The 12,167-nt window shown below is 64.1% G+C and carries 13 protein-coding genes and 2 pseudogenes; 8 read left to right on the top strand and 7 right to left on the bottom strand.

Annotation, left to right across the window (positions count from 1 at the left end; genetic code table 11):
• Positions 1–244 precede the first annotated feature (244 nt).
• Entirely contained in the window at positions 245–841 is a 597-nt protein-coding gene (locus DIE23_RS10565; protein ID WP_260436039.1) for a cytochrome c, read from the bottom strand.
• Between the two features lie 661 nt (positions 842–1,502).
• Positions 1,503–1,973: a cupin domain-containing protein gene (locus DIE23_RS10560; protein ID WP_124612070.1), complete on the bottom strand. Its 471-nt coding sequence runs from the start codon at positions 1,971–1,973 to the stop codon at positions 1,503–1,505.
• A gap of 355 nt (positions 1,974–2,328) precedes the next feature.
• On the opposite strand from DIE23_RS10560, the gene DIE23_RS10555 reads away from it, so the two are divergent.
• Complete coding sequence (locus DIE23_RS10555; RefSeq protein ID WP_124612069.1) at positions 2,329–2,631, top strand: hypothetical protein; 303 nt, start codon at positions 2,329–2,331, stop codon at positions 2,629–2,631.
• 546 nt (positions 2,632–3,177) lie between these two features.
• On the opposite strand, the gene DIE23_RS10550 is transcribed toward DIE23_RS10555, so the two are convergent.
• Positions 3,178–3,915 (bottom strand): glutathione S-transferase family protein, encoded by a 738-nt coding sequence (locus DIE23_RS10550; RefSeq protein WP_124612068.1) that lies wholly within the window; start codon positions 3,913–3,915, stop codon positions 3,178–3,180.
• A 307-nt stretch (positions 3,916–4,222) separates the two neighbouring features.
• Here DIE23_RS10550 and DIE23_RS10545 point away from each other — a divergent pair, with 307 nt between their 5' ends.
• A complete protein-coding gene (locus DIE23_RS10545) occupies positions 4,223–5,257 on the top strand; it encodes an AraC family transcriptional regulator (RefSeq protein WP_124612067.1) in 1,035 nt (344 codons plus the stop codon).
• A gap of 153 nt (positions 5,258–5,410) precedes the next feature.
• On the opposite strand, the gene DIE23_RS10540 is transcribed toward DIE23_RS10545, so the two are convergent.
• Complete coding sequence (locus tag DIE23_RS10540) at positions 5,411–6,100, bottom strand: OmpW family protein (RefSeq protein ID WP_260436038.1); 690 nt, start codon at positions 6,098–6,100, stop codon at positions 5,411–5,413.
• Between DIE23_RS10540 and DIE23_RS10535 the strand changes: the two genes are divergently transcribed.
• Positions 6,099–6,383, top strand: a complete 285-nt coding sequence (locus DIE23_RS10535) for a hypothetical protein (RefSeq protein WP_124612066.1) — start codon at positions 6,099–6,101, stop codon at positions 6,381–6,383. The genes DIE23_RS10540 and DIE23_RS10535 overlap by 2 nt on opposite strands.
• Complete coding sequence (locus tag DIE23_RS10530) at positions 6,380–7,516, top strand: AraC family transcriptional regulator (protein ID WP_124612065.1); 1,137 nt, start codon at positions 6,380–6,382, stop codon at positions 7,514–7,516. The genes DIE23_RS10535 and DIE23_RS10530 overlap by 4 nt, the downstream gene beginning before the upstream one ends.
• Before the next feature lie 47 nt (positions 7,517–7,563).
• On the opposite strand, the gene DIE23_RS10525 is transcribed toward DIE23_RS10530, so the two are convergent.
• Positions 7,564–8,748, bottom strand: coding sequence for a sugar transporter (locus tag DIE23_RS10525; RefSeq protein WP_124612064.1), 1,185 nt, complete (start codon positions 8,746–8,748; stop codon positions 7,564–7,566).
• A gap of 192 nt (positions 8,749–8,940) precedes the next feature.
• Here DIE23_RS10525 and DIE23_RS10520 point away from each other — a divergent pair, with 192 nt between their 5' ends.
• On the top strand, positions 8,941–9,615 hold the full coding sequence (locus tag DIE23_RS10520; protein WP_124497714.1) for an HAD family hydrolase: 675 nt from the start codon (positions 8,941–8,943) through the stop codon (positions 9,613–9,615).
• 137 nt (positions 9,616–9,752) lie between these two features.
• Here DIE23_RS10520 and DIE23_RS40705 read toward each other — a convergent pair whose 3' ends face one another.
• Positions 9,753–9,995: a DUF6566 family protein gene (locus tag DIE23_RS40705; protein ID WP_124612183.1), complete on the bottom strand. Its 243-nt coding sequence runs from the start codon at positions 9,993–9,995 to the stop codon at positions 9,753–9,755.
• Between the two features lie 180 nt (positions 9,996–10,175).
• Here DIE23_RS40705 and DIE23_RS10510 point away from each other — a divergent pair, with 180 nt between their 5' ends.
• The 3 genes and pseudogenes from DIE23_RS10510 to DIE23_RS39480 form a co-directional block, all read left to right on the top strand.
• On the top strand, positions 10,176–10,871 hold the full coding sequence (locus DIE23_RS10510) for an MgtC/SapB family protein (RefSeq protein ID WP_124612063.1): 696 nt from the start codon (positions 10,176–10,178) through the stop codon (positions 10,869–10,871).
• Positions 10,868–11,098: pseudogene (locus DIE23_RS39485) on the top strand (hypothetical protein); the annotation flags it as partial. The gene DIE23_RS10510 and the pseudogene DIE23_RS39485, both read left to right, overlap by 4 nt.
• Positions 11,090–11,467, top strand: a pseudogene (locus DIE23_RS39480) (endonuclease/exonuclease/phosphatase family protein); the annotation flags it as partial. The pseudogenes DIE23_RS39485 and DIE23_RS39480, both read left to right, overlap by 9 nt.
• A 247-nt stretch (positions 11,468–11,714) precedes the next feature.
• Here DIE23_RS39480 and arsN2 read toward each other — a convergent pair.
• The gene (arsN2, locus tag DIE23_RS10500; RefSeq protein ID WP_260436028.1) at positions 11,715–12,122 is read right to left on the bottom strand and encodes an arsenic resistance N-acetyltransferase ArsN2; all 408 of its coding nucleotides are present in this window, start codon (positions 12,120–12,122) and stop codon (positions 11,715–11,717) included.
• Between the last annotated feature and the right edge of the window lie 45 nt (positions 12,123–12,167).

Below are 12,167 nucleotides of genomic sequence, written 5' to 3'. Positions count from 1 at the left end.
GGGGTGCGATGCGGCTGCTTTCAGCGGTGGGGAATCCGGCTGAAACCGGCGGTCTGCCGGAGGGTGATCAGGGTTTTCCTGAGGGGAAACGGTGGGGTTGGTCGTCCGGTCTTCGACTTCGGCGGCAGTTTCTACGAACGGCCGGATGGAGGTCGGTATGCGGATATCGACGCTCGTCGCCGATGCGACTCGTCCATCAGAAGCTGACGGTTGCTATCGGTCAACCCGCCATGCGGGGAAAATCCTATCTGGATTGCAGATAGGCCGCCACGGCCCTGGCCTGTTCGTCATTCAAGGTATGCGCCACTGCGCTCATCACGGGCGCATTGCCACGCGTGCCGTTTTTGAAAACCTCGATCTGATGCAATAGATACTCTTTATGTTGCCCGGCCAGCCGCGGAAATATGCCGACCCCCTGGGCCTCTGGGCCGTGACATGATGCGCAAGCTGGCACGCCCTTATCCGGCACGCCGCGTTCGAAGACTTCCTGCCCTCTGGCGATCAAGGTGGCATCTCCCGTCGCACCGGGCGTTGCCGGCTGGTGCGAGAAATAGTCTGCCAGCGATTTGACGGCGCCGGCGTCCAGCAGCGCGGCCATACCCCACATGTAATCGCGGGCGGTGTTTTCGCCGCGCGCGTGCTCGCGGAATCCCTTCAACTGGGCTTCGATGTATTCGGGTGTCTGCGCATTGAGCTTCGGAAACATCGGCGATTCGCTACGCCCGCCTACACCGTGGCAGCCGGAACAAATCTGCATGGCTATACGGGCGCCATCCTGGCTTTGTGCGAAGGCTGACGTCCAGGTGAGGCCAGCGGCAGCAAGCAACGCGATCAAGGGCATTCGTGGACCGAGCATCATTTTTTATCAGCCTTGTCCTCAAGTCGAGCGGATGGAAGATATCAACCCGTCTAGGCAGCATATGATCTTTCCGAACGCAACACATAGGAAAAGTCGAAGGCGGACGTGTTCTGCCGCACATGCGAACGGTACGCGTCTCGATCACGATCGAGCCGGTTCGTGTCGCGCTCCGGCATGGCCCTTCCCGCCAAACAGGCTCGGCTGGTTCATTCTGGCGGTGCAGCAACAATCACGGCGCAGGTACTGCTGCATCATTGGGGTGACGGTTGCAGGTGCTGCTGCGGGTTGCGTGCTCATGTGACCGGGCAAGGTTGCTTTGGCAACCCGAGTGTACCGGCGGCCCGCACGGGATCAGTCGAAGTTCGCCGGCCGGTTGGATGTCGGCGACGGGGCGAGAGGCGGCTACCGGCCAGTTTGAGCCGCTCGAAAACGGCTTGCGACCGCCTGCTTGCGTGTTGACACGAGTCATTCACGGGGCCCGAAACAGACCGCCGAACCGCACGATCGCGGCCCTTCGCGCCGACAGGCCACCGCGCTGGGAAAGGTGCCTGCAAAGGCGGGTTGTAACGCAATGAACCCACTCAACGATCCATGACACATAGCGCGAGGCGCCCCCGCGCTATGCGGATCCGGCGACACAGCGTCATTTCTTTCTGGGATCGTCGGCCGGGTCAATGTAGGTGATACCCCATGGCCCGGTTACGTTGACCTGAATGACGGTTTCCTCCTTGGTCCAGCCAAAATGGTGCATCTTGGGCGGCATGATAACCATGCTGCCCGGGCCGAGCGGCGTGGTCTTCTCTGGATCCAGCTTGTCACCCATGCCCAAGTTGAACGTGCCGGAAAGGATCGTCGTCCGCTCGACTCCGGGGTGAAAATGAGCAGGCACCTTCGTGTCGGCCGGAAATTTGATCCGGAACGTAAGTGGCCCCTTCTTACCCATTTCTCCTTCGATGACGGCGAGTTTGGCGTCGGCGTATCCGGGCAGATTCACCCACTGGATCTTGTCAGGAGTAACCACGAGTGCCTGTTCCACTGGCGCACTCGACGCCGCCGACATGTTCAGGCACACGCCCATGACCAGGATCGCAATTGTGCAAGACTTGTTCTTCATATACGGCTCCCTCCTGACGTAATGACCAATCTGACCCATGGGCACCGCATGCGGTCCGAGCAGCGATGACGCACGCCATCCGGCGGCACTGCATCGCGCAATTGAAAAACCACGCATGTAGCGCGCCATGTGCCGGAGCAGACTGCGTGGCTGGCGCCGGCCATCGGCATTGCCTTGAGAAGGTTAGCGAAACCGCGGGAAACGCTTCAATCGTGAAACACTTCTGCAGTCGGAATGGCCATTGACGCCGGGAGGGCAATCTCCAATAGCCACGCGCGAGCAGCCGGTCCGCAGATAGCGGGAGCAGCATTCGGTCGCGTTGCAGTCGCACCCTGTTCGTTAGTGCTAGGATCCGATGACGACCACGCTGGAGACGAACATGGCCCGCGCCGAGAACACGCACAACGGCTTTGAATATTCAGTTCAAACGCTGCCGAAACATGGCGTCGGAGGGGCGGATTTGCAGATATTCGGGTTCCACGGCTTCGTGCTTATCCCGAACGACACTGATGCTCAGCCCGCCACGCAAATTCCGGTTCAATGTCTTGAGGAAGAAGGCTATCGTCGCGAAGACTGGGCGTTGGATGCCGCCATTGACGAAGCAAAAGCCATCATCGATAGCAAGCGTCCGCTGAAGGGCCCGAGGGCGCTTCGATAAGGGTGGCTGACTTATGCCGGCCTGAAATCGGCCGTTCGCTGCTTAAGACCGAATGGCCGAACCGGGTGATTTGCGCCTGACGCGCGTCACTGGGCGGTGGCCGGCCGAGTTCGGCCAGGAAGCGACGCTCGATTCGTCAAACTGACCGTCCGCAGGATTGCGCAAAAGAGCCGCTCGCCAAAGAGCAATCGCATCCTTTGAGCACCGACAGGAATCGGCGGCAGGCGTAGTCCATCCCATCAGCCTTTCACTCCGGCGGCGACATAAACGGCCGGGGCACTGAATGGCCTTCAGCGGCGGCTGGAGGGTCTTCGCTGGTGGTAGAGACGGCGGCTTTACCGGTTCGAGAATCTTTACATCCGCCGATTCCTGCCGACCGCTCGCACGCCAGCACCCGATCCTCGGATCAGCGATGGTCGCGGCCATCGATCTCGGTAAGCTGCGCACGGCGGTCGCGAGGCGGGTAGACCCTCGGCGGCCGTTATCGGCGCCGAATCCAGAGTCCTGCACTGTGGCGCACTGCCAGTATGGTCGAGCGCATATGGGCTAGACGGGTGAGCTATCTGGAAGAGCAAGCAGCGCTTCACCCTTGGCGGCAGCCCTTTGAAAGGCATCTCGCTGGGTAACCCTGCCAACATACTCCAGGAAGGCGTCACGCTTGGGCAGCGTCCCGAGCCCCAGACCCCAGCCAATATGCGATCCGACGTAGACGTCGGCTGCAGTGAATCGCTCTCCGGCAATGAAAGTGCTTGAACGCACTGCGCGTTCGAGTTGGTCCACCGTGCGCTCATAGCTGCCGTGGCCGAAGAAGAACTCCTGCTCCGCAGCCGGCACGAACCCGGCTCGATGGTTGGTGACAGCCTGCTCGAGCGGTCCCGCAGCGAAAAACATCCACCGGTAATAATCAGCGCGCTCCGCTGCAGTGGGCGCCAGCCTTGCGTCCGGGAAGGTCTCGGCGAGGTACGCGCAGATGGCAGCACTTTCGGTTATCACGCGGCCGTGATGCACGATCGCGGGCACCTTGCCCATCGGGTTTACCTCCGTGAAGAAACGACTGCGCTCGTCAAAAACGTCATACGAACGCGCGAGCGCTGCGCCACCCCATCGGTCCGCCTCGCTGGAGCGTTCGTAATCGAGCACAACCGTTTCGTACTCGCACCCTGCCTCTTCGAGCATCCAGTGCACAATGCGGCCGCGGGAGTTGGGGTTGGTGTAAAAGGTCAGTGGCAACGTTCCACTCATCCGAACCGAATCTTTTGCTCCGTTACGCTCTCTCGCCTGCATGGTTACTCTCCTCTGGACATTCCGCCCGCTACGTGGGTGACGGGACAAAGATAAAACATTGACCGCATGGTCGCATCGACTTGACACGCCAGATAACTTGCGGAGTACGCCAATCGCGAATACAGTGCGGTCCATTGCGCGATTGCAGACGAAAGTTGCGATCAAATCCTCGCTGAGCGGACGGCCTCCTCTATCCAGCACGGGCGCAGCGAAGGGTTTCTTCGCGTTCGCGAGGAATCTTCGATGTGGGCGGGGACCAGGCAGTCGAAGCCCTTGATTGCACATGGCGCCATCGAAGGGAAACTCAATGAAGGATGTTCGCGGGGAACGTTGCAAAGTGCCGGAGGCCTTCTGGCGAGCCGTTGAGCTACAAGGACTGCGCGCCGAGGCGGTCCTTAGCGCGGCCGGTCTTCCTGTCATGCTCCGCCACGATGCAGCGGCGAGCATCAGCACCGCTCAGCTGTTCGCAATTTGGCGAGCCATCGAATTGCTGTCAGGTGATGCAAGCTTCGGCATCAAGATGGTTCGTGACACCAGCACCGCAACGCATAAGCTTGCGTTCCTCGCCGCGACCTATGCCGAAAATTATCGTGATGGTCTGGCGAGGGTTATACGATTCAAGCGGCTTTGCAGCCCCGATAAGCTCCATTGCGACGAGAAGAACGGCCGGGTCTCGATCACGATCGAATGGCCGCCGGGCACGGAGCCGGAGCCTGATCTCTCAGTCGATGCCAGCTTTGCAATGCTGATTGAGTTGGGACGGCGAGGAACGGGTCAAAATCTAGCCCCCGTCGCGGTTGAGTTCAAGCGGGCCGGCCCCGTCATGGACTTGCACGGCACCTACTTCGACTGCCCCATCCGTTTCGGGGCGGCACAAAACCGGTTCGTTCTGGCTTCCGCCGATCTTGATCGGCCGTTTATCCATCACAACCCGGAGCTGTTGAATATGCTAGCCCCCGCCCTTGCGCAAGCGATGGGCGAACTGGAAGCGGAAAGCACGTTGGTGGAGCAAATCAAAACGGTGCTCAAGCGGATTATGCCGAGCGGCCGTCCCGAGATCGCCAGTGTCGCTCGCGAGATCGGCATGAGCGAACGCACTTTACAGCGTCGGATCACAGCGGAAGGCACGACGTTCCGTGCGCTCATCGGCGATGCTCGTCAGGAGCTTGGCATGCAACTGCTGTCGGACCCCGCTTTGGATATCCAGGAAGTAGCTTGGCTCTTGGGATACCAGGATACAAACTCGTTCTACCGTGCCTTCCGGGAATGGGCGGACACGACGCCAGGGAGATGGCGTCAAATGAAACAACGATCGGCAAATAGCAGAAAGCACCTTGGTTGAGCAAATCAAGACGGTGCTCAAGCGGGTTATGCCGGGCGCGACGTGCGACGTGCGGGGATTCGCATGTAGCGATGGCGGCCACGCCGCCGCCCTGCCTCATCCTTGCAAACCGGACCGGCATCGCGCCCGGATCGCCGCCGTCGCACCGTCCGGTCAGAATGCGTAGTTCACCGATACCAGCGTGACGAGCGGATCCAGCGTGATCTTCGCGACGCTCTTGACCACGGCACCGTTCGGCAGCCGGGTGGTCAAATTGGCTTTCGTTCCGAACGGCAGGTACGAGACTGACAGCCCGGCCGACCAATGCTTGTTGAACTGGCAATTCAGTCCCGCGTTGAAGACCGGCGACCATGCACTGTCGACGTCCGCGCTCGTCGACAGGCCCGTCGTCGCGCCGTGCGTCAATTGCGCGCTCAACGCCTGCTGGAACGCGGGACCGACATGCGCATTGGTGAACCAGATGTAGCTGACGCCGATGCCGAGATAGGGTCTCCATCGGGCATCCGCCTGGCCGAAATAGTATTTCAGCAGCAGCGCCGGACTCCACTGGCGAACATCGCCGAGCGGATTGATCGCCGCGGACGACAGCACACCGGTGCCCGAGAACTGGAATTTCGGCGGAATGCCGGCGACCGTCTCCACGGCGACATGGTCGGTCAGGAAATGTGTAAACGTAATACCGAGCGTGTCGGCGTTATCGACGCTCGCGCCCGTATCGGGCACGGCGTGCCCGCCGATTTCAAGCGGATCGCTCGAGGTTTGAGGGGCGATTCTCAACCACCCCATTCCCATCACGTTACTTCCCGCGGACTGCGCATGCGCTGCCGCACTCGCAACCAGCATGGCGGCAGCCGCCGCCAGTTTCATCGACTTCATCGAGCGGTATCTCCATATTTATTTTCTCGACACGGGCGCGTATGCCGGCCGTGTCGTGCCGCCACTATGGCGGCCGACCGGGGCTTTGGAAATGTTTGAAACGGACGCGAAAATTGTCCGCGTTCGCTACCACACGGAACCGGCGGATTGCCGTAACGTCGTCACTGCGGACGCAGCCTGCGGCGCATCGATGCACGGCATTGCCCGATTCCGGGCCGCGACGAGAACCGACGACCAGATGCAAGGATGAGCAGCAGCACCATGCGATTGAACCCGACGCAAGCCGGCCCTGGCGCCGGCCTGCCGTCGTCGCCCGTCGATCTGGCCACCCTGTCGGAAAAGCGCGCGTCCCCGTCGAAGCTCGCGGCGCTGATGGAAGTCGCGGCGCATCTGGAACTCGACACGTCCGCGGTGCTCACCGGGACCGACCTCGATCCGAACGACGTGTCGAACCCGTTCACGCTCACGTCGGCGCAACAATTCCTGACGGCCGTGCGCAATGCGCTCCGGTACTATCCCGGCTCCGACCTGGGTGTGCGGGTCGGCAGGTTGCTGCATGCGTCGAGCTACGGGATGTACGGGTATGCGACGCTGTGCGCCGAAACGCTGGGGGAGGCGTTCGATGCGGCGGTCCGGTTCCACCGGCTCGCGAACGGCCTGCTCGGCATTCGCTGGGGCATGGAAGACGATCTGGCGTCCTGGCATTTCCCCGCCCGCGAAGACGTGGCGCTGCCCGAACTCGACGCGCGGCTGTACGCGTTCCTGCTCGACATGCAGTTCGTGCTTCACGCGACTTTCGTCAAGGACGTGATGGGATCGTGGTGCGTGCCGGTCCGCGCACGGTTTGCATGCAGGCAACCGGCCCATGCGGCACTGCTTGCCGAAGCGCTCGACTGTCCGGTTGCATTCGATCAGGAATGCCATGCATTGAGCTATCCCGCCGCGTGGCTGTCGAGGGCGCCGCAGCTTGCCCACCCGATCACGGCGGCCCAGGTCTCGCGGCACTGCGCGCAACTGCTCGACGAACTCCAGGATCGCTCCGGAATCACGCTGCGTGTCTACGACGAACTGACGCGCATCCCCGGCAGATTCCCGGACATCGATGCGATCGCCGGCACCCTGCACATGACGTCAAGGACGTTGCGCCGCAAGCTCGACGCCGCGGGCACGTCCTACAACGAACTGCTGACGGGCGTGCGCAGGGCACTGGCGATCGACTATCTCGGCACGACCGCGTTGAGCACCGAAGACATCGCATCGGTATTGGGATTCAGCGACGCCGCGAGTTTCCGGCATGCATTCAAGCGCTGGACCGGCACGACGCCGAACGAGGTGCGCGGCAACGCGGATCCAGCGCCGCGGCCGTGGAGCACGACGGGTTGACGCCGCGATCGCGGCGTTATCGCCGGCATGGCGGATGAAGCGGCACGCTACGCCAACGCCCGCCGCTCGTGCAGCCGCAACGCGGCCCACGCGATCCCGGCCGAGAAGATTCCGACCACCCCGCCGAACGTGCCGATCCACGGCAGTCCGAACGCTCCGGCGATATGGTTGCCGAGCAGCGCGCCGGCGCCGATCCCGACGTTGTACAGCCCGGAAAAGATCGACACCGCGAGATCGGTCGCCTCCGGTGCCAGCTTCAGCACCCACGCCTGCATCGCGAGACCGAAGCAGACGATCGCGCCGCCCCACACCAGCGTGTGAACCGACAGCGTGACGATGTTCAGCGCGCTCGGGAACAGGATCAGCAGACAGGCCGACAACGCGATGATCGACGCGAGCAGGAAGTCGGCCGGCCGCTCCGGAAACACGCGGTTGAAGCAGATCGCGGCCGGCATGCCGGCGACGCCGAACAGGATCAGCACGTAGGTAATCCGGCTGCTGCTCGCATGATTGACGCTCTGCACGAACGGCTCGATGTACGTGTACGACGTGAAATGCGCGGATACGACCAGCACGGTGATCGCATACAGCGTCACGAGCGCGGGCTTCCTGAGAAACGTACCGATGCTGGACAGCGACCCGGCGCCCTGGCTGGGGAGTGTCGGCAACGTCGCGCGCAGCAATAGCAGCGCGACGGCCGCCGCGCCGCCGATCACGAGGAACGTGTCGCGCCAGCCGAGCGCCTCGCCGATCACGCGTCCGAGCGGAATGCCGGCGACCATCGCGATCGCCGAGCCCATCGCGAGCAGGCTCAACGCGCGGCTTTTCCGGTCGCTCGGCGCGAGGCGCACGGCCAGCGGGACGGAAATCGACCAGAACACCGCGTGCGCGCACGCGATGCCGAGCCGGCCGATCATCAGCACCGTGAAATTCCACGCGACGCCGGTGACGACATGGCTGCCGACGAACACCAGCAACGCGCAGCTCAGCAGCTTGCGGCGCTCGACGTGACGCGTGACGAACGTCAGCGGCAGCGACACCACGGCGACGGCCCACGCGTAGATCGTCAGCATCAGGCCGACGGCGGTCGGCTGCATCTGCAGGCTGTCGCCGATCGCGCTCAGCAGCGCGACGGGCACGAACTCGGTGGTATTGAAGATGAAGGCAGTGAGTGCCAGGGCCAGAACGCCCCACCACGACTGTTCGGAACTGACGGCGTCCGGGGTTGCCATACGGGAATTCGACGAAGGTTGGGTGCGCGGGCAGCCGGCCCGGCGCATCGGCGCGATTGTACCAGCGGCATATGACACGCCGTGGCGGGCCGCATCGCCGCGACATGGCGATGACACGGCCATGCGCCGATAATGTGACGAATTGGGTTTGACGGACGATTCGCCCGAACACCATCGGGCCAGGAGATTCACATGCGCATTGAAACGTCGTTTCTGTTCGATCTCGACGGCACGCTCGTCGACAGCGTCTATCAGCACGTGCTCGCGTGGAAGGAAGCGCTCGATGCGGAAGGCATCGAGCTGTCGGTGTGGCGCATCCACCGCAAGATCGGGATGAGCGGCGGCCTGTTCCTGAACCAGCTGCTGCGCGAGACGGCCGGCGACATCGACGCCGAGCGCGTCGAACGGCTCGCTCGGCTGCATGCGGCCGCATACCAGCGGCTGCGCGCGCAGGTCCGGCCGCTGCCGGGCGCGCGCGAGCTGCTGGCCGCGCTGTCGAACGCGGGCATCCGCTGGGCGATCGCGACGAGCGGACGGATGGAAACCGCCGCGATCAATCTCGAAGCGCTCGGCGTCGATCCGGCGAGGAACGTGGTCGTCACGCGCGACCAGGTCAAGTATGCGAAGCCGGACCCCGACCTGTTCCTGACCGCCGCCGCGAAGCTGAACGTGCCGATCGAGCATACGGTCGTGGTCGGCGACAGCATCTGGGACATGCTCGCCGCGAGCCGCTGCCGTGCGCTGGGCGTCGGGTTGCTGTCGGGCGGTTACGGCAGCGACGAGCTGGAACGCGCGGGCGCGCTGCGCGTGTATGACGATCCGGCGGATCTGCTGTGGCATCTGGACGAGATTGCGGCGCGGCCGTAGGCCATTCGCCTGACCCGCATCGCCCGGATCGCCGCCCCCCTTCGTCGGATTCAGTCCCTTCGGACCCGCGTCCGGACAGTTCCCGATCGTCCGGCCGCGAACATGCGCAAGCGCCGCGCCGGCCGGATCGCGCCGGCTCAATCGTCGTCGACCCGCTTGTCCACCAGATAGCGCCCGCGCTCGACGCCCGCCCGCAGCGCCTCGTCCTCGGTCGGCCATTCGAGACCGGCCGGCTCCGGCACGATCAGCTCGATGCGCGCGCCGTCGACATACACCTGCACCTCGACGTCCCACGCGCCGCGTTCGTTGCACCGCGCCCATACGCGAATCTCGTGACCGCGATACGGGTCGCGAACCTGTGCGTCCGGTTGATGTTGCATCCTGGCCCCCTTGTACTTATCTGCGATGGCGATGCAAAAAATGCGCGCCGCATGATCGCCGCGCGCGCCGCGGGCCCCGTGCGCACGCGCCGTGCCCGGTATCGGCCGGCCCGGCACGCGCCTTGCGTCCCTTTTGAGCATCGAACGCTCCAGAACACCCGACAAAATAAGGAGGCCACGATGATCGGCCATATCGAACTCCTCGGACGCCTGCTGCTCGCCGCGCTGCTCGGCAGCGTGATCGGACTCGAACGCGAGCGGCTCAACTGGGCGGCCGGATTGCGCACGCACATGCTGGTGTGCGTCGGCTCGGCCCTCGTGATGCTGGTTTCCACGTTCGGCTTCGAGGATGTGCGCGGGCAGAACGGCGTCGTGCTCGATCCGTCGCGGGTCGCCGCGCAGGTGGTATCGGGCATCGGCTTTCTCGGCGCCGGCTCGATCCTGCTGCGCGGCGAAGTCGTGCGCGGGCTGACGACGGCCGCGAGCCTGTGGGCGGTGGCGGGCGTCGGTCTGGCAGCGGGCGGCGGCATGTATGTCGCGGCGCTCGGCGCGACGGCGATCGTGCTCGTGATCCTCGCGGGCGTGAAGCCGCTCGAGCACCGCTTCATCGCGCAGCGGCAGCAGCGCACGCTGCGGCTCGTCGTCGAGCGCGGCGGCCTGACGCTCGGCGCGCTGCACGACACGCTCGGCACCGGCCGCGTGCGCGTGAAGCGGTTCATCGTCCAGCAGTCGGACGACGATCCGGATACCGACGACATCTCGGTGTCGTTCTCGCGCACGAGCGGCGCGGAATTTGCGGCGATCTGCGAGGCGCTGCAAAGCATCGCCGGTGTGCGGACCTGTCATCCCGACACCTCGACAAGGAGTCTCGCGTGACCCAGACCGACCTGCTCTCCTACCTCGTGACGAGCCAGCTGGCCGCGCGCATGCGCGGCGGCGCGTGGCTCACGACCAGCCAGGTGGTCGGCGCGCTGCGTGCGTGGCTCGCGTGTCATCACGCCGAATGCGGCTGGCTCGACCGGATCAGGATCGCCAACGCGTCCGCGACGATCGCGCAAGGCATCCACGAGATCGTGGCCGCGCACGGCGATCCCGACAGCGGCGCGGGCACGCTGCGCGTGGTCGTGACCCACCTCGGGCTGTCGGCGAACGAACGCAGCGCGCACGTGCAGCGGCTGCTCGCCGCGTTCGGCACCGGCGCGATGCCGGTGATCCTGATGGGCGGCATCAACGCGTGGTTCGTGCGCGGCCGCGCGCTGCAGGCGCTCGTCACGCGGTTCCGCCGCGCACCGGCGCCGCGCACGTTCCCGACGCTGTACCCGGTGTTTTCGCTCGACCGTATCTGGATCCATCCGGGTGAACTGCTGGTCGATGTCAACGTACATCGCAGCGTGCGCGCGCGGCACGCGTCGGATCACTATCCGCTCGTCGCGAGGATGCGTGCAACACCGGGCACGCCGCTTGCGCGCTGAGCGCCCCGGCCTGACGGAACCTCATGGAGCTTGCCGATGCGAACCGACGAACTCGCCGGAACGGCCCTCGGTTACTGGTGCGTATCGAGGCGCCGGACGGCACGATGCGGCTCGATCGGTGTCTTGCGGCATTGCCGGTCGCGGTGCTCGTGGCAACCGATACGAAGGGCCCGCAGCCGTAATCGATTTGGTGCAAAGACGGGTGGCACCCGAGACCCACCTTCTCGCTGCGTTCCAGCAAGTCCGCTCAACACGCCAACAACATCGCCGTGGCCGCGTCCGGACATACGCCTTGAAACTGGCTCGACGCCAGCAGCGGCCGCGGGACATCCTCGCGGGCAACGGGCACGAAACCAAAACCGGTGAAATAGTCTTCCGCGGTCGTCGTCAGTAACCCGATCGACCGGACGGCGCGAGCGCGGCACGCCGCGATCAGCCGCGCAACGATCGCGCGACCGAGGCCGTTCCCTTGCGCATGCGATGCGACGGCAATCGACCGAATCAACGCGAAGTCTTCGTAATATTCGATACCGCCGCATCCGGTCACGTCAGGCGGATCGGCGAGCACGATGAAGTTTCCGAGGTGCTCCGCGACACCCGCGACAGGCAGGTTCGACGCGCGAAGCAATGCCTCGATCGCGGCCAGGTCGGCCAACGCTGCAGAGCGAAGTTGCATGACATCGACTCCCGATTGGTTCGG

This window comes from Burkholderia sp. Bp9143 (assembly GCF_003853645.1).
Lineage (GTDB): Bacteria > Pseudomonadota > Gammaproteobacteria > Burkholderiales > Burkholderiaceae > Burkholderia.
Note: the sequence above shows the minus strand (reverse complement) of the source record. Positions and strands in the feature narration are given on the sequence as shown.